This window comes from Streptomyces sp. NPDC059080, from assembly GCF_042739975.1.
GTDB classification, from domain to species: domain Bacteria; phylum Actinomycetota; class Actinomycetes; order Streptomycetales; family Streptomycetaceae; genus Streptomyces; species Streptomyces benahoarensis.
Genome location: NZ_JBHYGX010000021.1, coordinates 69557 through 89317 on the forward strand (window position 1 = coordinate 69557; position 19761 = coordinate 89317).

A 19761-nucleotide genomic window follows, 5' to 3' on the forward strand; every position below is an offset into this window, starting at 1 on the left:
CCGGCTAATCGCGCCCGAGCAGCGCTGCCTTCTGTACGTACCGGGCCACAGTGGAGTCATCGAGCTGGAGGAGCGAACCGATCAGGTACTCCCGCATGAGCTTCACCGCCGACGTCGGATCACCGGTGAGTATCGCCGGAGCTACCTCCTCCCGCATCTGAGGGTCGACCAGCGCCTGCGCCAGGACGTCCTCAGCCATCCGTTCTGCGAGCCAGTGGTAGGTGCGCTCCTTGAACGCCACAGTCAGGTGTAGCGACGGCTCCTCGCTCACCGTGTACGGCGAATGCGGCCAACCTCGCGGCAGCCACAGGACGTCGCCGGGCTCCAAGACGAACTCCTTCACCGGCGGAGTGTTGGCCAGGTAGCGCTTCTGCTCCGCTGTGAACCCCACAATGTGGAACGACTGGTACTCCTGGACCGGATTCTCCACGAACGGCCGATGCGCCGGCCACGTCTTCTTGCCGTGAAGCTGCACGATCAACGTGACGTAGGGGTCGTAGTGGTACTTCAGACCTTGGGCGCCGCCGGGCGTGAGATAGGCGTTCACGTGGACCCGGTAGCCGGTCTCGGCATGCAGGTCATGGTGCAGCCGCGCGATGGATGGCTTGAGTCGTTCCAATTCCCGCAGCGAGATACTCCCGCCGTCGTCGAGATGCTTACGGACGGCCCCGCGGCGGGGCATGTCCCCGTTGGCGTAGGTGTACTTCTCCCAGATCTCACTGTCCTTGAGGAGCACTACATTCCTCATGGCCAGACATTCTTCGTCCACCAACTCGTCGACCTCCCCCAGCGTCAGCAGATCCGTGAAAGCTGCTGGGGGCTGGTGGAACAACATCGGCTCACGAGGCCAGCTCGCGAGGATTCCTTCAGGGTTGCCGATCAGCCTCTTCAGAGACATGGCAGCGTCCTCCTGGGCGCAGGAACGGGAGGGAAGACACGGGGCGCCCTGAGAAATCCCAGAGCGCCCCGCATGAGCTACGTGCTCACTCAGCCGTCGTGCGCGGCCAGCCACGCCTTCGCGAACGCCGTGATCTCGTCACGACTGCCGCGCAGCTCTCGACCGGCATCCTCGGGCTTGTTGCCGCCGAGGGCGTAGCCACCGCCGGCCAGGTCGGCGACGGTGATGCAGCTCTCCATGCTGCCGTCGTTGTCGGTGCCGCCACCGCACAGGGCGGCGAACGGGCCGGTGATCTCGCGCTCGTAGAGGGGAACCTCGGGCTGCTTCACAGTCATGGTCCTTTCTTCTCTGCCTGCCGGCAGGGGGATTCCTGCCGGAGATGAGGAGCCGGACTACTTGCCGGCGTAGTTGCTGTTCGAGCAGCCGTCGTGGCACTGAGAGCACTCCGCAGTGCTTCCCCACAGGCCGGGGAACGGCTCGTAGCCGAGGGCGCGCATGGCGGCCATCGAACGCAGACGGGTGGTGGCCTTCGGCTCGTAGGAGACGCCGGGCAGGTCGGCCGGAGAGTGATGGATGAAGCGGCCGGCGACGCGGGAGCAGAAGTCGGCGTACTCCTCCGTGTACATCAGGAAGGTGTGCCAGCCAATGTCGACCTGCTCGCTCGGGGCAAGCGTCGAGCCCTGGTTCGCACCACAGGCGGCCAGAAACGCGAGGGCATCCGTCACGATCCGCTCGGCGAGCAGCTCAGTGATCTGCTCATCCTTGACGATCCGATCGACGAGGCGTCCGAACAGCCCCTCCGTAATGAGGGCGCGGGCGTCGGTCCTTACAGGTGTGGCTGTACTCAAAGCGTTTACCTCCGCAGATTTTCCTCGGACGGGAATTTTGCGTTGGCGGGGAAACGCGGCCTAACGATCTCCGACTGCGTTCCGCCGAGGAGAAAAATACCTACGGAAAGAGGGCGCGGAAACGGTCGATTTCATGATTCTTTAAAATGGAATATGCCAGAGTTGGACAAGTGTAATTGGGCATGCAAAATCGCCGGAATGAACAAGGTGATTCATTCCGGAAAAAGGCGTGACGGCCTAGCCGGTTCGCTCGCGCAATTTGCGATTCCGGAACTCCGTCTTCGAGTGGCGTGTCGCTTACGTCATGGCAATCCCTTCAGTGGCTGAAAATGCAGAGCGGCGGAAGTGGCCAAGGAGTAAACCGCTTCCGCCGCCCTCTCCCTCACGCGGAACCTTCTTCAGGCCCCGGCGAGGGAACACCGCGCACATGGCACGATGGGTCATAAGTGACTGGACTCCGGTTCGAGGTAGTCGTCGCTCTCCGGCCCGTTGCAAACGAAACAACTCTGCTGACGAGCCGCGGCCAAGATCACCGAAGCCAGGCCGGCCAAGGCCACCACGAGGCAGGCAACCGCCCCGGCGCAGATCGCCGAGCCGAGGCCGGTGGAGTTGGGCGCTCTCGCGCTCACGTCGCCACCTCCAAGGAGGGGCCCGGCCGGCACGGCGCAATACACCGGCCGGGCCCGTCGGTGCGGCGGGAGAAGACTCCAGAGCGCACTTCCCTGAGAGTCGAAGTGATAGCGCTCCTGATGCGCTTCCCCCCCTCCCGCCGCAGTCTTCGCCCACCCCCATCGCACTGGCAGTACGACAGGAGTGGGATGTGCGGCCGAGTCCCGGGTCTCAACCGCCACCGCGAACGTCACCCCCCACGGGTCTTCCGTCCGCGGTCCCTCCAGAGAGAGGGGCCGCCCCACCCTCCGGAAAGTCTCTTCTGGCCGGCGCTGCGTCTGGCAGACCTTGAAGGCCGACAGCCACCCGCCTCATCGTCCTGACGTCGTTCCTCGCCGCGCCTCCGCGCGCAACATGCGTGGCCTCGACCACCGCGTCCGCCCTGTCGGCGGCTCGGCGGGCGCGCTGCGCGAGCGTGTACTGCGCGGCTCTTGCCTGAGCCACCAGGTCAAGCAGGTCGGCAACGTCGAAACGGACCTCGATTTCCGCGTCCTCGACACCATCCACCGGCCACTGGTAGGCGCCCCGTATCTGGAGGCGAATCGGGAGATCGGAATGCGTGCCTTCCGCCAGCGCCTGTTCCTCCAAGGGGGCAAGACGGAAGCTCATTCCGGCCACCCCTTCGGTTGGAATCGAACGCATTTACCTCCACGGACCAGGTCCGGGATCACCTGGAACCCCGGGGCCAGCCCTTCCAGCAGCTCTAGGCCCCGCCCTCCTTCGGAGAGCAGGTCGTTCTGCTCGCGTCGGTGCGGTAACGCCGACGCCTCGTCCCAGACCTCGATCCAGAGGTCCGGGTACACAACTACGATGTACTCAGCGCCCTCGCCGTAGTTCACGGCGTTGGTGATGACTTCGCTAATCAGAAGCCTGCACGTGCCCACGGTCTCTTCGGCTGCGCCGAATCCGACGTAAGTCTGTGTAGTCCAACTACGCGCCGTGGGGACGGTGTTGGGCCTCCGGTCGAAAGTCCTCGTCGCTGAGGTAGTGCCTGGCAGATTTTCGGTCGTGCGCATGGCAGCCTCCAGCACGCGACTGCGGCCAGCCGCGCCAAGAACGGGGTCACACACCGCGACGTGGATCGCCCGGTGCGTGATGACGAGTGTGGTGCGATCGCAGCTGCGATCGCAAGTCCCCAGACTGAAATGCCCTCAGAAGTGCCGCTGCTCTGCGCATCGCGCTACGCTGCGCTATGTCGATGGGAGCAGTGAAGGGAGGGCTATGTCAGTCGGCACCGCTGGGATGGTGGCCAGGCAGAGGTTCGGAGAGGCGCTCAAGCAAGAACGCCTCAACGCGTCCACTGCTGACGGCGTCAGGACCAAGGTCAAGCAGACCGACGCGGCCCGTGCGATCAAGAGGAAGACGGTCGATCGGGTCTCCCGGCTGGAACGAGGTGAAGCGTGGCCGGAGCCGTGGGAGCTGGATGCCCTGCTCAAGCTGTACAACGCGGATCTCGCAACCAGGGTTCGGCTGGAAACGATGCTGAGCGAAGGACAGGCCATCGCCGGCGCCTGGTGGGTCGAGTACGAGGATGAGTTCCCCGAGAGCCTGATTGAATTCGTCGCGTATGAGGACGCCGCCAAGAGCATCACGACGTGCGCGGCCAATGTGCTGCCCGCTCTTCTTCAGACAGAGTCGTATGCCAAGGCTCTGACGACCGGCGTAGCGGGTTCTGTCCTGACCCCAGCGGTCGTTGACCGTTCCGTGGAGCTGAGGCGCCAGCGGCGGAGGATCTTCACCAAGCCCACCCCTACCCCTGTCGAGTTCATCTTCAGCGAGGCTGCTCTCCGGCAACAGATCGGCGGTCGGGATGTGATGCTTGAGCAGCTTGACTCTCTGATCGTTGACAGTGCCTCCCGCACTGTGAGCTTCAGGGTTCTTCCCTTTACGGCGCCCGTGCCCTCGATGCATATCGTGCACCTGCTGGAGTTCGGTGGGGAATCTGAGAAGCCGATTACGGCCTTCGATTCCATGACGGGGATGAGTTTCCAGAAGCGCCCCAAGGAGGTCCGGGAGAACCGGTACTACATCGAGAGCGTGCGCCGTCTCGCTCTGTCGCAGTTGGAATCGATCGCAGCAATCAAGACGATTAAGAAAGAGTTGTCCAGTGCGTGACAAGACCGAGCTGAAGAACCAGATTGTTCCCGAGAGTGCCTGGTGCAAGTCGTCGTACTCCGGCGGCGGCAGCGGCAGTGACTGCGTCGAGGTCGCCAAGCGTGAAGGTGGCCGTTTCGTCCGTGACTCGAAGGATCCGAAGGGGCCGACGCTGTTCTTCACGGACAGTGAGTGGGCCGCCTTCACCAAGGGTGTGCAGGACGGCGAGGCCGGCCTGATGTAAGCACCCGTCGAGACCGTGAAAGCCCGCCCTCTGACCTGAGCAGAGGGCGGGCTTTCGTCATACCGTGGCCAGTTACAGTCCGAGGAATGCGCCGAGCTGGACGTACAGGAAGAAGAGCAGGCTGATGCCGCTGTACACGGGGGATCTCAAGGGTCAGTAGGTCGGCGAACTGAAGACGGAAGAACGCCCGTTGGTCGTCGACGGAGCCCCGGTGGGAGCGGTGCCGAAACCGAGCTGGTTGCGGGTGGGCCGGCCGCGGACGGGCGTAGTGCCCGGCTGCGCCGCGGGGCGCGGCAGGGACGCGGCTTCGAGGGCGGGGGTGACGCCGGCCCGGGGGTCGGGCAGCTCGGTGGGCCAGCCGGCCGCGAGCGAGCTGCGAGGGCCGCCGGTGGGAGTGCCCGGAAGCACCTCCTGGAACGCCTGCCACGACGGGTTGGGACGCCGGACGAGGGGCATGACGGGACCTCTTCTCGGATGGGGCGTAATCCACAGTGGCGGGCGGAAAATCGCGCGTGGTAATCGTGGGCATGGGTGAGGCCCGCGTCCGGCTCGGGGGACTCAGGCCGCGGGCCTCTGCTCGGGGGAGTCGGGTGTCAGGGGTTTCCGTACTCCGGCTTCGCGTAGGTCATCTTGGGGATCATCAAGTTGAGGGCCTCAATGCGGAGGTACTTCTCCTCCGTGCCGTGCCCGTCCCACGGGTAGCCATCGACGGTCGGGACTTTCAACCCCTCGAAGATGTCCCGGTCTCCAGGACGCATGTGCCAAGAAAGCTGCCCCTTCGGGGACTCGATGTACAAGACAGGCCAGTCGGGCATGGTCGGGTCCGAGTGCGAGAGCACGCCGCCGAACATGGCGACGTAGCCCCCCAGCAGGTAGGCGCGCTCACGGTAGAGAGTCAGTCCGGATTCCGGTTCACAGTGCACGGCACACCGCCACCAGAGCGGGCAGCAAATGACCCTCGGACGCAGCCTCCCAGCCCATGCGCAAGACGATTCCCGCGTCACGCCAAATGCCAGGTAGGAGGGCGATCACGACAGGGATCGACGGGCCGGCCCCCTGCGGGGGAGCCAAAGCGGTCATCGGGGTGACCCCTTTCTAATACGTTGTGGGCTACGACGAGTTGGAAACCGTTTCGGTCTCGTTCGAATCGCAGTGCGTGTTCGTCATAGCCTCCGCGGCGCGAAGACGAGACAGGCGGAAATCCCGAGCCGTACGGCGGTCCGTCGGCGCTCGGTGCCGTCGGGGCTGCTGTCGTTCTCGCTGAGGCTCTTCTCCAGGGCCCGAACAAGGTCAGACCGCACGCCCAGGGCCTCGTCGTCGGTGTATACGTGACTGTCGAGCCGGTCCTCCTCCGTGTTGGCCAGGTGCAGCAGCGGAATGCTGACCGAGGCCGGCCCGGTGACCCGCAGATCGGTGTGCTCGCACTCGACACAGCAGCACACAAGGGTGCGGAACTCATCCACGCCCTGGCACATCGTGTGGTGGCCCAGCGCACAAGCAGTGGAGAGGTAAAGCACCTCCATCAGCCCGTGAAGCAGTGATGCGGCCTGACCAAGCGGGATGTCGAGTTCGATGTCAGACATCACCTGTCTCCCGCTCTGCCGACAGGATCTTCCAGGAGTTGACTCGCCGAGGGCCGACCGTGGTGACGGAGCCGTGGGCGTAGCCGTTCCGCCCCATACCCGCGACGTCCACGATGTCGAGAGCGGTGAAATCTCCCTGAACGGAGAACGCCTGAAACGCTCGCATTTTTTCGGTCATGACACCTCAATCAGCGTGTTGGACGTGTAACGCACGGGAGCCCCCCGCTTGCACCAGCAGGCGGAGGGCTCTCGCGAGTAGTTCCCCCAGTGAGGATCTACCCCGGCCGACGAGGAAATTTCGCGAAACCGGGAACATGAAGACACCGTACAGAGAGGAAAACGTCGAGACCTCCGACGTGGTTACGAATCTGTTGGGTACTCACTCGAATGGCAGAGCATTGTGCACAGATCGGACAGCATCGCGGGGACTATGTCACAGACCATCACCAACGACTCGCCGGCCTGATGCTGGTGCGCCCAGGACGAGCAGAGCATGCGGGCGATGTCGGCGGCAACATGCCGTGACCTGCGGATTGGGTGCAGCGTGAGGCCAAGCCCCTGGCGCCGGTAGCGCACCCGTTGGAGCCACGCGACGCCGAAATCGGGATCGCTCCGGCGAAGGTCGTCGACCACTCGATAGGAGCAGTGGGTCTCCACGCCGAAAGTGCGTGGGAAATAGATCTCCTCAGCGACGACGAACGCCAATCGACCGATGCTGACGGAAAGGTCGAAGGGGTGTCTCTCCAGGAGGTGCTGGTTCTCCTGGTCGCGCGTAATGAGGAACTTCGTGTAAGCGCATCCGAGCAGACGCCAGTCCGTTCCGCTCGGTGCTTCCGGCGTTTTGCGCATCGTAGCTACTATTCTCGCCTTATGGATTCAGAGCACGAACTTCGTGAGGAATATCCCCAGTTCAAAAATGCAATGGCTGGCGCCGAAATGGGCTGTGGGGCCCGCCAGGACGACTACGACGCGCGGGCGGTCGGCCAAAGCGTGACGGCGCCGAGCAGTCCCGGCTGCTCGAAGACGCTGCGGTCACAGGGGTTGGGCAAAGAGCAGCCGCGACGAGAAGTCGCTGTCGTGACCGCCCCGATCGTCTGCTCCTGCCTCGTCCAGGCTTTGGCCGAGCATGCCGTGGACCCCGCGCTCCCGGTTGGCCGCTGCTGCGTCTGCCCCTCCCACACCCAGGTGATCGTCTGGGACGGCGCACTGTGGAGCTGGAGCAACCAGCAGGTAGACGTGCCTCTGACCCTGCCCTGGAAGACAGAAGGGGCGAGGGGCATCGGAGCGTCGGAGTGCAGCCGGGAAGCCAATGAGCAGGACCGCTTCATTCCAGAACGTTGAGACGCGGTGCAGTGCGGTTCACCGGTGTGAGTAGCAGTCGGGGAATACCTCGACCTCCACGGCCCAGGGCAGGAAGGCGGCCGGCAACCGCCATGCGCCGTTGCTGTCCTCGACCCACACGAGTCCGCTCGGCTGGTCGGCGAACACGGCCTTGAGTTGGCTGAACTGGCGAAGACGTCGGACCTCGTTCAGCGTCCGCGTGAGGTTCGTTCCGGTGAGAGATATCTGCACCGTTCAAGCTCCCAACCACGGGTCAGGCCCGCGAACGTATTTCCACTGCCACTGAATTACCGAACCGGCGGAAGGCGAACACCGCCGGCATCTGCATCTCCCCGCGTCGGACCTGTGCATCGAGTTCCCTTGCCCAGGGCCGCAGCGCGGCCGGCAGGCCGAGAGTCCGGCCTTCCAGCGTCAGGACGTACCAGCGACGTCCCTGGGGTTCCGGGGACACCCCGTTGACCTCCAGGACCAGGCCCTGATCGCCGTCGCGCACCGTCGGGATCAGGAGCAGGGGGATCGTCATCGTCCAGGCCCTGCCCAGGACAGGTGTTCCGCCCAATATGGTTCCCTCCCCGGCTCGTTGGTGCCCAGGGCGACCATGCCCATGGCCTCCTTGTGCTCGGACACCGCTTCGTCCGGGTCGTCGTAAGTGCACAGCATCTCCAAGAGGGCATTTTCCGGCGCCGGCGTGAAAACGGCCGTGCCCCAAGCCGGTGGTCGGTAACTCTCAGAGACCACCAGATCGGCGGCGCCCCGATCAAAGACGAGCCGGAGAGTCCGCACCGTCACCAACTCACCGGTTCCCAGGAGCATTTCGGTTTCATGGACAGTGCGCTGCTCAACGCTCTCCGTGAGTCGCCCCGTCCCGGACATGGAGGTTGGCCGGCCTTCCAATCCGCAGGAGTGCACTCCGGAAGGGTTCACCGGAACAACGTCCAGGTGCTCGATCGACACTGCACGAACTCCCTTCAACGATGAAGGCTCGGTGCAGAAGCGGCACGCAGGGGGGAGCGGCGACGCTTCTGCACCGAGCCGGTCTGTGAGGAGTGCGGCGTGAGCGAGGGGCCCTCGGGAGCGTGAGGGGAAGAGGCCCGAGGGCCCCTCGCGTTCACCGCACAACCATCAACCCATACGGTCCGCCGGGAGTCACGGAAGAAAAGGAAAACTGTGGGGACGTCACTCGAATGGGTGACGTCCCCACAGTGGTGGTGTCCCGTAACGCCCCGTGCGTGAGCCCGCAGGGGGCGGCGCTCAAGATGTCTGTCTTGCATCCACTAAAAGTGGGTCTTACCGGGGCATACGTACGCCGATCGCGACGGGTCTCGCCGTCGAAGCGCGGAAGCCCGGGTACGGCAAGAAGCTGCACCTGGCGCCGGCCGGACCGCGGCGCCACCCCGAGAGAACTGTCCCTACGACGCGAGGACACTCACTACACGAGCCACTGATTTCTCACCCAGAACGAGCCCAAGATCCCCGTCATCGGCCAAATCCATGACCTCACTGATCTCGGAATACCCTTTCCACAAGAGAACCCGTGACAACGTATGGCCCAGCTTGTCGTGGCCCGCCAAGTCGGCCACAGCCAATCCACACGGCGGCCTCAGACGACACCTCTCCTCGGGCTTTGGAATGACGTCCTCCGAGCAGACGGGGCAGAACGTGGCGTGCCGGCCATCGACGAGAACGGCACGCCAACCCTCGGTGCGTGATTTCCGTACCGCCGCCGCAGCGGTGGATTCCGCCCAGCGACCCTGCGTGCCGCAACGGTGTCCAGAACAACGTGCTTCAAGAACAACACTCATAGACCTGACGCTCTCGAATTTCTCAGGTATCTGCAAGCGTTTCAGAGTTACTCGCCAGGAAAGCGGCAAAGTTGCCATTTCTCTGTACGAAACTGTGGGCTATCCCCGCGTGCGCACCGCGACTGGACTCGAATGGGCATCGGTTGGCAGCGCGGCTTTCTTCTCGGACCTCCTCGTGGCCATCCCCAGAGTCCCATCAGGCGCACCCCCGCAATCCTCGCATTGCGAAAAGGGTAGAAAAGGCCCCGCAGGAGTTCGCCGCACGGGGGAAACGGCTTGTCCTGCGAGGCCGGCCTTCATACGCGGCTCTATGCCGCGGTCACCTTGCCCGGCGACGGGCCTTCGACCCAGTCGTCCCGCTCTTCACCTTCGGACGACCTTGATCAGCGCACCACGTTCGTAGGGGTCGATCGAGCCGCGAACAGGCCCCGATCGGGCTTGTGAAGGTTCCCTTCACTGATCCAGCGCCTCAATTTGGCATGCATGCTCGGCACCGTCGTGCCCGTGTACGGAAGACCAAACGCGCTGAGCAGCTCTCGCATCCGCATTGGACCTCGTTCGGCAAGCAACGTCTGGCACTGCTCCAGCGTCGGGTACAGACTCGGAGAGCCGCTAATTTTCGGCACCATCGCCTCGACGGGCGGCCTGCCGCTCTGTGTGCCGGGCTCGTCCACCAACGACGAGTTGGACACAGGCCAGAACGGGCCGAGATCAGGGAGGGACCACACCTCGGTCTCTGGAACCAGCGTCGTAAACTCACTGCCACTCTCAGTGCGAGAGGCCAGAATTTCCTCAGAATCACCCACCACGGCTTCCGAGGAAATAGGAATGGAACTAGCCGGAGCGGCTACCTCGTTGCGAGCCATCCCCGATAGCATCCCCTGTACATACCTTCGATTCAATTGGATAGCTTTAAGCTCCTGTTGAGCATCCTCCAGCCCCTGCTTGTATGCGGCAACGCGTTGAGAGTAGCGACTTTCCTCCCGTGCGAGTCGCTCCTGCAAAATGCTCAGCGAGGATTCGTTGGCCGCGAGGCTAGAGTGTATGCGCGGGGCAGAAATGTCCAATAGATCTCAATCTCTCACTCGGTGCTGAGGGTTTCTCTCAATTTTCGCCCTTCCCGTATGGCGACGCAAAGGGGCAGCCGACAGGCACTTCCCTGTGGGGCAGCCACACAGGCTCGCTAAGCGAAACTAAGGAATGTCCCCCCTCTAGGAAACACTCCCACGCCTTGTCGGGCATGTCCTGGGCGTCTTGGGCCGTCGCGCGATAAAGATGACGCTGAACCCGCCGAATGCGATGCTGCCGAGAACCCCGGCCAGAATGAACGGCAGACGTGGCCAGGGCGGCGGACGGTACCCGGGTTCGTACGGGGTGGCTGCACAAGCGGTCGTGGAATCACAAAAGATGTGCTTTCCGACGCCGAGAAGCCACCCGAACGCCATACCGTAAAAGGCGGCCAAAAACCCCAAGGCCAGAACGGCGACAGGTGCCAAATACCAGCCAATGTGCGGACGCCGATTGAAGTACTCGTCCCTCATGAGAACCTTCGATTGTTGAGTTATTCGCTGGCCGGAACAAGCCTTCACGGGAAAACTCTCATGCCGTGAACGCCCACGGCTCCAGCGACGCGCAGCGCCTCAGCAGGCCCTCCTCGTACTTCCGTCGCGACACGACCCACTCCAGGCCGTGATGGTCGCTGACGCCCGTCGTGTCGATGACGTTGACCTCCAGGACCGCCCGGACCGTCCACGGGTCCATGTAGATCCTGTCGATTCGCTGGCCTCCGCCCTGACCGTCCGACGCATGGCCAGCCGTCGCGTCGATGGCCTCGATCTGACCGAGCTGGTGCGCGGCGTAGCGCGCGGGATCCCACATCCCGCAGTCCAGCATCAGCTCGTCGACCGCCGTGCAGCTCTTCCACGAACCGTCGGCCTGCCGCCGGGCACGGTGCCGACGGTGCACCAGGTCCGTGATCTCGGACGAGGACCAGTCGATCTCCGGCACCCTCTCGCCAGCCGGCACCGGGTACTCGTTGCAGTCGCCGGCCCCAAGGAAGGCCGCCCAGCGCCGGTTCGGATCGTCTTCGTATTTCGCCTGCACCTTGTCCACGAGCGACGACAGCTCGTACGCCTCGTCCTCCCGGCCGTTGGGCGAGCAGTACGAGTTGTGCCAGGAGACCGTCACGATCGGCGTCGGGGGCGCATCGCGGAGCCGGAGCACCACGTTCGTCGGCGGCGTACGCCACACCGCGAGCTGCTCGTGGCGGGAGATGACCTCGAAGGTCCCCTCCCGCACGAACATCCCCGTGGGATTCCTGCCCTGCCCGGTGGGCGACCGGAATCCCCGCATCCCGAGCAGCTCCTGCGTAGCGTCGAAGCGCCGGTCGGCCGCCTTCTGCGCCAGCTCGGCCGCAGCCTTCTCCTCCTCGGTCGCATCCGCCGGCACCGGCTGGGTCTGGGAGTACGTCAGCTCGGCTCGTCCGAGCCAGTCGAACTGCCGGGGCGCCAGGATCTCCTCGTGCGCCCGGACCCACCGCTCCGGCAGTACGCCGGGCTCCTCCTCGGGCCCCCCGTCCACCTCCAGATTCAGAAAGCCGAAGCGCAAAACTTGCTCACCGTACGTCCTCATGATGCTCCCCTCGGTAGCGGTCGAGAGCACTCTGGACCACCACTGATGAACGATCGATAAACGCCCTGCGTGCGCACCTGCGATCGCAGGTGCGCACGCATTTATCGCGAGTGGGCCAGGACTGGCTCACTCCGTGAAGCCACGCTCCTGCAAGTCGAACCGGTGACCCTCGATGCTCCCCTCGGCGGAGTCGATGTGCGCCCTGGCAGCGCGAAACGCGGTGTAGAACCTGTCCGCGCGTGTCACCTCGGGCTCGCGCATCCTCGGGTAGAACGGGTCAAGGAGATCCGCTGCCGCCAAGAGCGTGTCGTGGACTGCTGAGGCGCTTGACCAGGTGTCAGTGCGTGGCAACAACCAGCGCACGTGATTCCAGTCGAACGCCGCCCGCCGCACCCGTAGTTCGAGGGCCCGGACCCACATCTCCTGCAAAGGTTCACTCCACGACCCTTCCGGAATGCCGGCCGCCTTGACGGTCCCTGTGAGCCCGCCGAAGTAGCCCTGGAAGGTTGCCTCCAACGCGACCGGATCATCCTCGGCGACGAGGACCCCCTCCACCAACACCAGGAGGAACCCGAGGGCCTCGGCCCGGGACAGGCCGTCGCCGTCTTCCGGGACCTTCACCCCCAACACTCGAAGGGCAGCGCACACTTGCTCGGTCGTGGGTCCGCCTTGGTTCTCAGATGAACTCGAAGTCATGGCCGCAAAGTAGCCGAATCCCGAGAGAGTTGCGAACGCATGCGCGCTCGCAAGTGCGATCGCAGCTACTCTGCTCGTATGACTCAACCACCCGTGGACATCGGCGAGTTGCTGACCAAGGTCGGTGAGGCGTACCGCGCTTCCCTACCGCAGCTCACCCCGGAGGAGGAGGCTGCCGAGTACCAGGACCTCATGGACCATCAGGCAGCCGAGATCCGTGACTACCTCGACGCGGCCAACGCCGTTGCCTGCTGCCTCTGCCACCATGAGCGGCCCCGCACCCGGGCCGATGAGCCGTACTACTACCCCGCCCACGAGTGCGAGAACGCTCGCCAGCAGTGGCACTACCAGCACACCTGGAATCCGAAGAAGGACGCGCGAGAGGCGCGTCGGCACCGACGCCGACTCCGCAAGGGCCGACCGATCCGTGAGTAGCCCGTTCAGATCAGGCTCCAGGAGGCTCGCCGCCCGCGCTCTGTCCTGCCCTCCGGGCGGCAGGCCGTTCTCATTCTTCCGAGAAGCCGCCGGCTTCAAGGCCCCCCGCTCCTCCTCGATCCACGAGTGCCCGCCAAGTGTTCAGGGGGCGGCGCATCACTCTGCTGGGCCTTGAACTGGACGAGAGCCCCGCCTTCGAGCTGCTTCCTCTAGGCCATCAAGCTCTCCTCAACTCACCTGCCCATAAGCATGGTTGGCCAACTCGATGGCGCCACGTACGAACGAGAAGGCACAGGCCCGAGAGGACTGAGGGAGACCGCGCGTCCATTTCTCGGCTCCAAAACGTCACGCGCCCAGCCTTCGGCATGCTTGAGTCGAGCCACGGCACCCACCGGGGAGCCACGTGAGCTAAGCGCCTCCCGCGGCCGAGAAGCACGAACCAGCGACGATGCAGGGAGCGAAGATGAGCAAGTCGACCGACGGCCAGATCAGCCACCGGGACAAGGAAGGCCGACCCCTGGACCTGATGGCGTGGACTCGGCTCCACAAGGACTTGGAGTACCGCGTCATCGCCGAGGACGAGGTCGCCGGCCACCTCGTACGCACCGTCTGGGAGGGCATCGACGACGGCGTACAGGTCGCCTGCATGTGGGCCAACGGCATCAGCTCCGACGGGAAGACCTTCCGCACGGTCTGGGAGGGCTACTGGCCGTGCACTCAGGACGAGGCCAAGGCCGCGCACCGAGAGACCGTCGCGACCTTGCGCGCGAAGCGGCCGGCAGACGCAACTCGTCGCGGCTGAGAGGCCGACCGACACCCAGGGCACCACATGACCGACTCCAAGTCGTCGCTCACGTAACCCCAGCCCTCGCGGAACGCATACCACCGGGCAATCGCAGCATGCTGAGCCAGGTGTACGGACACGGCAGAGCAGCCAGAGTTCTTGCACCCCAGCGAAATCAAGGAAGCCATAGCCGTATTCTCAGTAACCTAGGCATAGTTGTCCACCGACTTTGAATTACTCTCCTCCAGCTCGCTATTTCTCCGCCTTCTCCCTCGAATGAGCTGGGGCCATGAGGGAGTAATTAGTTTCTCCCACCGTGCGGAGGCGACAGCCCCCAGTGGACCGCTGTGCTGATCACGTTGCCGGGGCTCAGCCATGTCCGGGGCCTCTCCGCCGGCCGTCAGCACGCCGCCAACGCGACGGGTATTTATGAAACGTAATTCCGCGGGGGCGTCAGAGCGTCCGTCCGCAGCCGCAGCCGCAGGCGCGGCCGGCGTGGCACGAGCACGGGCAGTGGACGAGCATGCAGAACCCCGGGCAGTTGTCCGCGCCGCAGGTCTCCCACACGAGGCACGCGTACCAGTGCTCCTCGGGGCAGCAGGCCGGCCCGGGGGTCGCTTCGTTCATGCCGACCATCCTGCGGAGAACCATTACCGGGGTTGTTAACGGGCATAGTCATCACGGTCGTTGAGACTCCGGCGGCCCCGCACCCCAGCTCGCGGCACACGGCCGTCGCCAATAAAGCGGAATATGAGCTTCCGGCCACTGCCAGCGGCGAGGGCACTGCCCTCCGACTCGGGGCGGATTTCCATTTGGAGGCCCAGGCACCCAATTATGAGAATTGCCCGTTTAATGGTGGGGGGTACCTTATGCCCGAGTCGTCACCACCTGCAAGGTACGACGCATCTGTGCGTTATTATTCCACTAGGCGAGCATAGCGAATCCTACCCCCACTTGCCCAAATATTTACTAGAAGTCGCGAGTGCCCCATAGGTGCCGGATACCCGAAGTAGCGCACGGTAGTCCTAGCTACCTTGCGTAATATTGGGCGGAGCGTGACCGATCGTGCGCGGGAAGCGACATTAGCGGAGCGGCCATTCCGCTTTGCGCAGCAAATACGGGTGTAATGCACATTGTGCGTATACATCGTGAACGTGCATTTAGTGGCTTAAGCCCGAGGTACTGCCTAATTGGTATTTAACGGCACTTACTCGGTACCCCTGGCATTAGCCATATCTGCCGCAAGGGAGAGTTACCACCTCAGAGCACCGCATGAGCCTCACATGGGCATGAGCCACGCACAAGCCGTGCAGCGGGGCAAGGGTGCTCATCCTCCCCTACCTCTCATGTGTGCTCTATGTGGCATTGAGGGCAGATGCCTTAGAGCCCCCGAATTTTCGCGCCCTGACATTTTCTAGGGCGTGTCCGTCATGCCCTCTTTGCGGGTGCGAGCCGCCGTGTGCCCGTGTGAGCCGTCGACCGGCCCCGGGGGACCGTCGGGCGCGCGTGCCGCGACAGGCTCTCACGCGGGCGCGTACGGCACGGCGCGGCCCCGTTCCGGGGGGAGCGGCCCCGGCGTGCTGGCACCGTGCGGGCCCGTGGCCGGGCGCGTACGGACCCCGTGGGGAGCGGTCGGAGCGACGGGCCACGGGGGATGCCGGGCGCGGCAGGCAGGCGCCTAGCCAATCGCGGGGATTTTCTTGGGCATTCCCGGACATAGTGAGGGTGCCGACCGGCCCCGGCGGTTGCTGACGCCCCGTTATTTCTGCCATGACATGCACCACTAGGGCCGTATTCATAAGGAACTAGGTGGCATTGCATGTCATGTGCCGTTTTTGCCGGGCATTTTGGGCATCAAGATTGTCCACATTCTGAGATTTCTCCCTAGTTTCCAAGATTCTTTAGGGCCTCAATCATGCCTCTGAGCTGCATGTATCACACTGTGCTCGCAAACGAATACAAGAAAGGTGTTCCCCCGTAAGGGGGGAGCACCTAGTGTCTTCCTTGTCACCACGACAGCCGCCCGAATCCGGGGGGCGCGGGGGACGAGAAAGGGAGGTGAGAGGGAACAGGCGCGCGAGTAACGCGCGTATCCCCGGCGTGCACGCGGCTATTTCTCGGCGCGGCATGGCTGGACGTGAGACAACAAAGCCTGTCTTGGGCGTTTGTTGTGGCCGGGCAACGGTTATTCACGGGCATTCCCGCAAGGGCTCTCGCGTGGACAACTGTGCTCCGGGGAGGTAGCGCAGTCCGCAGCTTTCAAATATGCGGAACGTGCTTCCCTGGCTCGCGGCGCGACGGGCAATCGAGACGCGTAGGCGGAATAGCGTGTGGGATGCAATCTGTCCGCCCGTTCTCCATCATCGCGCGATTTATCGTGCCCATGACTTCGGGAGAGTTGGCAGTGACGATTGCGACGAAATCCTACCGCGTGTGAGCTAGCAACGCTGACGGCGATTGGTAGCTATGGACACTCGGAATAGGTCCCCCTTTCCAGGGAGGAAACCGCCCGTGCACATGCCATAGCGCCATACCAAGGAAAAGTGCGTCTAGTGATCACGGTGCAGCACGTCAAGACTCCCGCCGGTAGGCGGGGTGATGATCTCGCCTCTATCCATTGCGGGTATACCAGCGATTTTGTCAGGGGTCCTGTTGGTGGAGTGTGCTGCACAGCGGCCAGTATCAAGCACCGGGCGAGAGTCGATAACAGGTGCCGGGATTTTCTACCCCCTTTGGAAACCATGGATGTGGTGCGGGGGTAAGCCAAGCGACACGCGTAGGCCGCTTTAACCGGCGGTTGAAAGCCCGAGATTTGGAGCGCGCGAATATCAGGCCGGACGGGGGAGAGAAAGACTCCGCCCATTTCCGGGCAGGTGCGATACCTGCCGTGCGCACTCACTCACTCGCACTCACCCCAGGAAGGGGGTAACCATGGCAGCAACACGACCCGTTGACGGTCCCGCTGGCACGTGGGCGGCCGATAGCCGTACGCGTAGCTACAAAGCGCAGATGGACAGTTTCGCCACGGACTACCAGGGACGCATTAACTTGCGCGGTGACCGTGAAAACGTCAAGCAAAAGCAGAACGCACCGCACAAGCGGCACACCGGCAAAAACTTACGCACACCTAAGCGCTACGTCGTTTCGGGTAAGCCTGCCGGTTTCGGTAACGCCCCGTCCTACTCGCCCGGGGCGTTCACTCGCGGTATGGGCTACTCGGATAACGGCGGATATTTCGCGACGGATGAGCCACGCGAATTGGAGCCAGAATTCGACCTGACCACGCTTGACGGACTGCGCGCCGCGCGGAACAACGCGCTTGACCGGGCGCGCGCCGCTGAGGCTCGCGGGAATCTCGTTGTTGCTCGAAACGCACGGAGTGACGCGCATGGGTATCGCACCACGATTCGGAACATGGAAAGGCAGGGCAAGAAATGAGACGTCGCAGCGCCCCCCGTCGCCAGGCCGCGCGCCGCTTCCGAAAGCGGCGCCAGCAGGACCGAGAGATCTCGAACACGATGCGAGACATTCAGCGGTCCGCGCGCACGGGCCTGGCCGCTCTCACCGCATCCAATCTCGCCAGCACACGCACCGCCGTGGCGACCACGTTCGCCCGCAAGCGCGTCGAACTGGACGCACGGCCTGTCCCGCCGAGTCCGCGCCCGGTGCCGACTCCGAAGACGCTGTGGCAGGCCGCGACAGGAGAGCCCGCGCCGACGGCCAAGCCCGCCCCCGCGCCGGAGCCGACCAAGGCCGAGCCGGTCACGCGGGTGCACACCCCGATCAAGGCGGCCGAGCTGGACAAGGAGATGAAGGCCGCCGCCAAGCGGATCGTGCAGTCGGACACCTCCGGCGGTTGGCGCCTGGTCGGCGTCGTGAACCGCGAAGACGGGCGCGTGAGCGTCTACGTCCGCAAGCACGGCGCGTCGGTCCGCTACTCGATGACTCCCGCCTAACCACACCAGCACACAGAAGGGGCCGTAGTCCGGGCGAGAAATCGTCAGGACTACGGCCCCTTTTTCATGCCCGAAAGAGGTATCGAATGCACCAGACCATCAAGCGCGCGGCGGTACGCCGCTCCGCCTACGCCGAATACCTGTGGGAGCCGGGGAACGTCGCATGAGCGTGATTCGACTTCAGCATTTTGACGATCGCCGCGTCTGGGCCACCTACTCCGGACGGAAATGGTTGCCGGAGCACAAGGCCCATGCGATTCACGACGCGCGGAAGTTCTACAACTCCATGCCGCATGTGTGCATCGGCGGAGTCCGGCTGGTCGACATGGTCGGACGCGTCCTGTGGTCCATCGCGGCCGAGCCGACTTTCCGCCTGGAGATCGACCGGGGTGATGGTGAGGGATTCCAACCGCTATGGGGCGAGTGGGCGATGTCCCGGTGGGATGCCGAGCACGGACACGACCACCACGCAGGACTCCTCGGCAAGCCTATCCGGATCGTGCCCGAGGACTACCCGCGCGAGTCGGCCCAAGTCGAACGGGTCGACGTCCCGGCCTTTTCCGCGCCCGAGCCACCGAAGGCGACCGGTTCGGCCAGCCATCGGGTGCCCGCCGTGACCTTCAGCTACGGAGGTCCGGCCGCATGACGACGAGGCTGGTCTACACGGTCGAGGACTTCGATTCGACGCCGGGCACGACGTTCGGGTTCTTCAACATCACGACCGCCGATCCGGAGCAGTTCGCGCCCTTGGCGCGGCAACTCTGCACCGCGGTTGGTCCAAAGCGCGGAGGGCTCGATTACACGTTGCTTTTCACGCGTAAGGAGAAGTCCACCTCCGTCATCCAAATGGCGGCATCGTGAGCCCGTGCAGCCGAGATATCACATTGGCGGTGAACGTCGATGGGAAGCCCCGGCCCAACCTCCTCTTCCCCTTCTGGGGGAAGAGGGCACGCGTTGCATTTACCCGAAGTATCCGGGCCCACATTCAAGCCCTCGGAAAGGCGGCTGCGTGAGGCACACACGATGCACGAACGTCCCGGAGTTCATCGAGGACAACGACCGGCCCGGACTTCTCTGGCCGAACCTTCTGTCACCCGTGATCTGGCCCGCCCAACAGGCGGGCGCGAGCGTGACGCACATGGCCGAGCGTACGGGCGAGTTCATCGACATGCCGATGGTCACCAACTTCACGAACGGAGGACTGCACCATGACGTACTCGCGGCGTGACTCCTGGTTCCGAACCGAGGGACGGAAGGGCAAGTACGCCCGGTCCGAGTCGACCCGCCAGCCGGGCCGCCTCGCTCCGGCCGACCCGATCAAGCCGTACGAGTACGGGGCGAGCGTTCCTTCTTCCCGCCCCGACGTGCCGGACGAACGCAAGAGCCCGAAGCCGCAGGTGGCGCCCGAGCCGACGGTGGAGCGCATGCCAACGGTCAAGCATCGGATGACGCGTGCGGTGCGGCCGAACCGGCTCCGGCAGCGTGGCCGCAAGGTCAAGTTGCTGCTGGTGAGGCCGACCCGACGGTCCGTGGACGACCCGACGCTCATGGAACAGCTCACGTACATCCCGACCGTCGTCGCCGACATGCGTCTGGACCTGGAGCACCAGGGGCGGGTCGACGAGCGCGACGCCCTCACGCTGTTGCGCCTTGCCGAGGACGTGTACGCACGGGCGTCGGGCGTCGAAGTGGTGGAGGACGACGTCGCGTAGATGGCTTCGGCCGGCCTCGGCGCCGAGCAGTGCCGAGGCCGGCCGTGGCTGTGCGCGATCCGTGCATG

At 64.2% G+C, this 19761-nt stretch carries 27 protein-coding genes; 11 read left to right on the plus strand and 16 right to left on the minus strand.

The features are described 5' to 3' along the window. Nucleotides 1-4: 4 nt before the first annotated feature. The 4 genes from ACFWWQ_RS18265 to ACFWWQ_RS18280 all read right to left on the minus strand — a co-directional run bounded on the left by ACFWWQ_RS18265 (nucleotide 5) and on the right by ACFWWQ_RS18280 (nucleotide 3431). Nucleotides 5-748 carry a JmjC domain-containing protein gene (locus tag ACFWWQ_RS18265; protein WP_384597291.1) on the minus strand — a complete coding sequence of 248 codons (744 nt, stop codon included), beginning with the start codon at nucleotides 746-748 and terminating at the stop codon, nucleotides 5-7. Nucleotides 749-987: 239 nt separating this feature from the next. After that, entirely contained in the window at nucleotides 988-1233 is a 246-nt protein-coding gene (locus ACFWWQ_RS18270) for a DUF397 domain-containing protein (RefSeq protein ID WP_384597293.1), read from the minus strand. 57 nt (nucleotides 1234-1290) lie between these two features. Then, nucleotides 1291-1746 carry a glycine-rich domain-containing protein gene (locus ACFWWQ_RS18275; protein WP_384597295.1) on the minus strand — a complete coding sequence of 152 codons (456 nt, stop codon included), beginning with the start codon at nucleotides 1744-1746 and terminating at the stop codon, nucleotides 1291-1293. A 1274-nt stretch (nucleotides 1747-3020) separates the two neighbouring features. Next, nucleotides 3021-3431, minus strand: coding sequence for an ATP-binding protein (locus ACFWWQ_RS18280; protein ID WP_384597297.1), 411 nt, complete (start codon nucleotides 3429-3431; stop codon nucleotides 3021-3023). Between the two features lie 205 nt (nucleotides 3432-3636). Here ACFWWQ_RS18280 and ACFWWQ_RS18285 point away from each other — a divergent pair, with 205 nt between their 5' ends. Further along, entirely contained in the window at nucleotides 3637-4530 is an 894-nt protein-coding gene (locus tag ACFWWQ_RS18285; protein WP_384597299.1) for a DUF5753 domain-containing protein, read from the plus strand. Then, complete coding sequence (locus ACFWWQ_RS18290; RefSeq protein WP_384597301.1) at nucleotides 4523-4753, plus strand: DUF397 domain-containing protein; 231 nt, start codon at nucleotides 4523-4525, stop codon at nucleotides 4751-4753. The genes ACFWWQ_RS18285 and ACFWWQ_RS18290 overlap by 8 nt, the downstream gene beginning before the upstream one ends. 153 nt (nucleotides 4754-4906) lie before the next feature. Here ACFWWQ_RS18290 and ACFWWQ_RS18295 read toward each other — a convergent pair whose 3' ends face one another. The 5 genes from ACFWWQ_RS18295 to ACFWWQ_RS18315 all read right to left on the minus strand — a co-directional run bounded on the left by ACFWWQ_RS18295 (nucleotide 4907) and on the right by ACFWWQ_RS18315 (nucleotide 7185). Then, entirely contained in the window at nucleotides 4907-5209 is a 303-nt protein-coding gene (locus ACFWWQ_RS18295; RefSeq protein WP_384597303.1) for a hypothetical protein, read from the minus strand. 137 nt (nucleotides 5210-5346) lie between these two features. After that, on the minus strand, nucleotides 5347-5676 hold the full coding sequence (locus ACFWWQ_RS18300) for a hypothetical protein (protein WP_384597304.1): 330 nt from the start codon (nucleotides 5674-5676) through the stop codon (nucleotides 5347-5349). Between the two features lie 240 nt (nucleotides 5677-5916). After that, entirely contained in the window at nucleotides 5917-6336 is a 420-nt protein-coding gene (locus ACFWWQ_RS18305; protein WP_384597306.1) for a hypothetical protein, read from the minus strand. After that, nucleotides 6329-6502 carry a hypothetical protein gene (locus ACFWWQ_RS18310; protein WP_384597308.1) on the minus strand — a complete coding sequence of 58 codons (174 nt, stop codon included), beginning with the start codon at nucleotides 6500-6502 and terminating at the stop codon, nucleotides 6329-6331. Before ACFWWQ_RS18310 ends, ACFWWQ_RS18305 begins: the two co-directional genes overlap by 8 nt. A 194-nt stretch (nucleotides 6503-6696) precedes the next feature. Next, on the minus strand, nucleotides 6697-7185 hold the full coding sequence (locus ACFWWQ_RS18315) for a hypothetical protein (protein WP_384597310.1): 489 nt from the start codon (nucleotides 7183-7185) through the stop codon (nucleotides 6697-6699). A gap of 21 nt (nucleotides 7186-7206) precedes the next feature. Here ACFWWQ_RS18315 and ACFWWQ_RS18320 point away from each other — a divergent pair, with 21 nt between their 5' ends. Continuing rightward, nucleotides 7207-7677: a hypothetical protein gene (locus tag ACFWWQ_RS18320; protein WP_384597312.1), complete on the plus strand. Its 471-nt coding sequence runs from the start codon at nucleotides 7207-7209 to the stop codon at nucleotides 7675-7677. Nucleotides 7678-7695: 18 nt separating this feature from the next. Here ACFWWQ_RS18320 and ACFWWQ_RS18325 read toward each other — a convergent pair whose 3' ends face one another. The 6 genes from ACFWWQ_RS18325 to ACFWWQ_RS18350 form a co-directional block, all read right to left on the minus strand. Further along, the gene (locus ACFWWQ_RS18325; protein WP_384597314.1) at nucleotides 7696-7908 is read right to left on the minus strand and encodes a hypothetical protein; all 213 of its coding nucleotides are present in this window, start codon (nucleotides 7906-7908) and stop codon (nucleotides 7696-7698) included. 22 nt (nucleotides 7909-7930) lie between these two features. Beyond that, nucleotides 7931-8200 carry a hypothetical protein gene (locus tag ACFWWQ_RS18330; RefSeq protein ID WP_384597316.1) on the minus strand — a complete coding sequence of 90 codons (270 nt, stop codon included), beginning with the start codon at nucleotides 8198-8200 and terminating at the stop codon, nucleotides 7931-7933. Continuing rightward, a complete protein-coding gene (locus ACFWWQ_RS18335; protein ID WP_384597318.1) occupies nucleotides 8197-8631 on the minus strand; it encodes a hypothetical protein in 435 nt (144 codons plus the stop codon). Before ACFWWQ_RS18335 ends, ACFWWQ_RS18330 begins: the two co-directional genes overlap by 4 nt. Nucleotides 8632-9862: 1231 nt before the next feature. Beyond that, nucleotides 9863-10345, minus strand: coding sequence for a hypothetical protein (locus tag ACFWWQ_RS18340; protein WP_384597320.1), 483 nt, complete (start codon nucleotides 10343-10345; stop codon nucleotides 9863-9865). Between the two features lie 733 nt (nucleotides 10346-11078). Then, nucleotides 11079-12110 (minus strand): endonuclease/exonuclease/phosphatase family protein, encoded by a 1032-nt coding sequence (locus tag ACFWWQ_RS18345; RefSeq protein ID WP_384597322.1) that lies wholly within the window; start codon nucleotides 12108-12110, stop codon nucleotides 11079-11081. 126 nt (nucleotides 12111-12236) lie between these two features. Beyond that, a complete protein-coding gene (locus ACFWWQ_RS18350) occupies nucleotides 12237-12806 on the minus strand; it encodes a hypothetical protein (RefSeq protein WP_384597324.1) in 570 nt (189 codons plus the stop codon). Between the two features lie 78 nt (nucleotides 12807-12884). Here ACFWWQ_RS18350 and ACFWWQ_RS18355 point away from each other — a divergent pair, with 78 nt between their 5' ends. Together ACFWWQ_RS18355 and ACFWWQ_RS18360 are read left to right on the plus strand one after the other, a co-directional pair. Then, entirely contained in the window at nucleotides 12885-13241 is a 357-nt protein-coding gene (locus tag ACFWWQ_RS18355) for a hypothetical protein (protein ID WP_384597326.1), read from the plus strand. A 463-nt stretch (nucleotides 13242-13704) separates the two neighbouring features. Beyond that, a complete protein-coding gene (locus ACFWWQ_RS18360; RefSeq protein ID WP_384597328.1) occupies nucleotides 13705-14043 on the plus strand; it encodes a hypothetical protein in 339 nt (112 codons plus the stop codon). A 435-nt stretch (nucleotides 14044-14478) separates the two neighbouring features. On the opposite strand, the gene ACFWWQ_RS18365 is transcribed toward ACFWWQ_RS18360, so the two are convergent. Then, nucleotides 14479-14652 (minus strand): hypothetical protein, encoded by a 174-nt coding sequence (locus ACFWWQ_RS18365; protein ID WP_384597330.1) that lies wholly within the window; start codon nucleotides 14650-14652, stop codon nucleotides 14479-14481. Between the two features lie 2382 nt (nucleotides 14653-17034). On the opposite strand from ACFWWQ_RS18365, the gene ACFWWQ_RS18370 reads away from it, so the two are divergent. From ACFWWQ_RS18370 to ACFWWQ_RS18395, 6 genes are all read left to right on the plus strand, one after another. After that, nucleotides 17035-17463, plus strand: coding sequence for a hypothetical protein (locus ACFWWQ_RS18370; RefSeq protein ID WP_384597332.1), 429 nt, complete (start codon nucleotides 17035-17037; stop codon nucleotides 17461-17463). 158 nt (nucleotides 17464-17621) lie between these two features. Further along, the gene (locus ACFWWQ_RS18375; protein ID WP_384597334.1) at nucleotides 17622-17981 is read left to right on the plus strand and encodes a hypothetical protein; all 360 of its coding nucleotides are present in this window, start codon (nucleotides 17622-17624) and stop codon (nucleotides 17979-17981) included. A 163-nt stretch (nucleotides 17982-18144) separates the two neighbouring features. After that, the gene (locus ACFWWQ_RS18380; RefSeq protein ID WP_384597336.1) at nucleotides 18145-18627 is read left to right on the plus strand and encodes a hypothetical protein; all 483 of its coding nucleotides are present in this window, start codon (nucleotides 18145-18147) and stop codon (nucleotides 18625-18627) included. Beyond that, nucleotides 18624-18842 carry a hypothetical protein gene (locus ACFWWQ_RS18385; RefSeq protein ID WP_384597338.1) on the plus strand — a complete coding sequence of 73 codons (219 nt, stop codon included), beginning with the start codon at nucleotides 18624-18626 and terminating at the stop codon, nucleotides 18840-18842. Before ACFWWQ_RS18380 ends, ACFWWQ_RS18385 begins: the two co-directional genes overlap by 4 nt. 148 nt (nucleotides 18843-18990) lie before the next feature. Continuing rightward, a complete protein-coding gene (locus ACFWWQ_RS18390; RefSeq protein ID WP_384597340.1) occupies nucleotides 18991-19209 on the plus strand; it encodes a hypothetical protein in 219 nt (72 codons plus the stop codon). After that, complete coding sequence (locus ACFWWQ_RS18395; RefSeq protein ID WP_384597342.1) at nucleotides 19190-19693, plus strand: hypothetical protein; 504 nt, start codon at nucleotides 19190-19192, stop codon at nucleotides 19691-19693. Before ACFWWQ_RS18390 ends, ACFWWQ_RS18395 begins: the two co-directional genes overlap by 20 nt. Nucleotides 19694-19761 lie beyond the last annotated feature (68 nt).

What these genes read in the sequence shown, in the direction of transcription:
- ACFWWQ_RS18330 (WP_384597316.1), bottom strand. Translation starts at nt 8,200, where the DNA reads ATGACGATCCCCCTGCTCCTGATCCCGACGGTGCGCGACGGCGATCAG.
- ACFWWQ_RS18320 (WP_384597312.1), top strand. Translation starts at nt 7,207, where the DNA reads ATGGATTCAGAGCACGAACTTCGTGAGGAATATCCCCAGTTCAAAAAT.
- ACFWWQ_RS18380 (WP_384597336.1), top strand. Translation starts at nt 18,145, where the DNA reads ATGAGCGTGATTCGACTTCAGCATTTTGACGATCGCCGCGTCTGGGCC.
- ACFWWQ_RS18285 (WP_384597299.1), top strand. Translation starts at nt 3,637, where the DNA reads ATGTCAGTCGGCACCGCTGGGATGGTGGCCAGGCAGAGGTTCGGAGAG.
- ACFWWQ_RS18270 (WP_384597293.1), bottom strand. Translation starts at nt 1,233, where the DNA reads ATGACTGTGAAGCAGCCCGAGGTTCCCCTCTACGAGCGCGAGATCACC.
- ACFWWQ_RS18340 (WP_384597320.1), bottom strand. Translation starts at nt 10,345, where the DNA reads ATGGCTCGCAACGAGGTAGCCGCTCCGGCTAGTTCCATTCCTATTTCC.
- ACFWWQ_RS18310 (WP_384597308.1), bottom strand. Translation starts at nt 6,502, where the DNA reads ATGCGAGCGTTTCAGGCGTTCTCCGTTCAGGGAGATTTCACCGCTCTC.
- ACFWWQ_RS18295 (WP_384597303.1), bottom strand. Translation starts at nt 5,209, where the DNA reads ATGCCCCTCGTCCGGCGTCCCAACCCGTCGTGGCAGGCGTTCCAGGAG.
- ACFWWQ_RS18305 (WP_384597306.1), bottom strand. Translation starts at nt 6,336, where the DNA reads ATGTCTGACATCGAACTCGACATCCCGCTTGGTCAGGCCGCATCACTG.
- ACFWWQ_RS18385 (WP_384597338.1), top strand. Translation starts at nt 18,624, where the DNA reads ATGACGACGAGGCTGGTCTACACGGTCGAGGACTTCGATTCGACGCCG.
- ACFWWQ_RS18365 (WP_384597330.1), bottom strand. Translation starts at nt 14,652, where the DNA reads ATGAACGAAGCGACCCCCGGGCCGGCCTGCTGCCCCGAGGAGCACTGG.
- ACFWWQ_RS18360 (WP_384597328.1), top strand. Translation starts at nt 13,705, where the DNA reads ATGAGCAAGTCGACCGACGGCCAGATCAGCCACCGGGACAAGGAAGGC.
- ACFWWQ_RS18345 (WP_384597322.1), bottom strand. Translation starts at nt 12,110, where the DNA reads ATGAGGACGTACGGTGAGCAAGTTTTGCGCTTCGGCTTTCTGAATCTG.
- ACFWWQ_RS18395 (WP_384597342.1), top strand. Translation starts at nt 19,190, where the DNA reads ATGACGTACTCGCGGCGTGACTCCTGGTTCCGAACCGAGGGACGGAAG.
- ACFWWQ_RS18315 (WP_384597310.1), bottom strand. Translation starts at nt 7,185, where the DNA reads ATGCGCAAAACGCCGGAAGCACCGAGCGGAACGGACTGGCGTCTGCTC.
- ACFWWQ_RS18370 (WP_384597332.1), top strand. Translation starts at nt 17,035, where the DNA reads ATGGACAGTTTCGCCACGGACTACCAGGGACGCATTAACTTGCGCGGT.
- ACFWWQ_RS18265 (WP_384597291.1), bottom strand. Translation starts at nt 748, where the DNA reads ATGAGGAATGTAGTGCTCCTCAAGGACAGTGAGATCTGGGAGAAGTAC.
- ACFWWQ_RS18350 (WP_384597324.1), bottom strand. Translation starts at nt 12,806, where the DNA reads ATGACTTCGAGTTCATCTGAGAACCAAGGCGGACCCACGACCGAGCAA.
- ACFWWQ_RS18280 (WP_384597297.1), bottom strand. Translation starts at nt 3,431, where the DNA reads ATGCGCACGACCGAAAATCTGCCAGGCACTACCTCAGCGACGAGGACT.
- ACFWWQ_RS18355 (WP_384597326.1), top strand. Translation starts at nt 12,885, where the DNA reads ATGACTCAACCACCCGTGGACATCGGCGAGTTGCTGACCAAGGTCGGT.